At 40.2% G+C, this 931-nt stretch carries 1 protein-coding gene; it reads left to right on the plus strand.

Annotation, left to right across the window (positions count from 1 at the left end):
• On the plus strand, positions 1 to 931 hold a 931-nt coding region (locus ACXM1Q_RS09260), incomplete at both ends, for an IS1634 family transposase (protein ID WP_458517806.1).

The following is a 931-nucleotide window of genomic DNA, read 5'->3' on the forward strand; positions in this document are numbered from 1 at the left end:
CTTATGGCTGGATGGTATTTGATGATATTTTTGAAGAGTTACGGCTTCCCAATTTTATGAAGCAGCTAAAAACAAATGCCAAATTCGACTTGACAAAAGCATTAAAACTCCTTGTCTTCCAGCGAATTTTAAAACCAGACAGTAAGTTAGCGACTTTTGAATCTCAAGAAGATTTATTTGGAGATTGGGATATTAACTTGAACGCAGTTTATCGTCTACTTGATAAGTTAAACGATTTTAAGGAGGATATCCAACTTCATCTCCATCAAGAAATCAGCCGCCTAACCAATCGGGAAGGACGCCTTGTATTCTACGATGTGACTAACTATTATTTTGAAACCGACATTCCTGATGAGGAGGAAATTTCTGAAGATGGAGAGCTTCTTAAAGTTGGTTTGCGTAGACGAGGACCTAGTAAAGAACATCGACCTAAACCAATTGTTCAACTGGGGCTCTTTATGGACACAAATGGAATTCCCATTAGCTACAAGCTCTTTCGAGGAAATCAAACAGACCCTGTTACCTATCTCCCAGCAGTTGAGGAAGTAAAAAAACAATTCGGCATCGAGAGAATTGTCGTTGTGGCAGATAAGGCTATGAATAGTAAAACTAACATTTCAGTCATGTTAGAGCAAGGTGATGGTTGGCTCTTCTCTCAGAAACATCGAGGAAAAAGAGGTGCTCCAAAGGACATTCAGGAACGAATTCTGGATTCAGAAGGGTGGCACTTCAACACAGATGAAACCTTCGCTAAGAAATCCTATATTCGAGAGCGAAAACTAGGAACCGGAAAAGACTCTCCCGTCGTTGAGGAGAAAGTCTTGATCACTTGGAATGAAAAATATGCAAAGCGTGAACAAATTCGTAGAGAAGGGGCTCTTGAATACGCCAGTAGATTAACCAATGCGGAACTATTTCGTCAGACGAGTAA

Source organism: Streptococcus sp. 10F2, assembly GCF_054331515.2.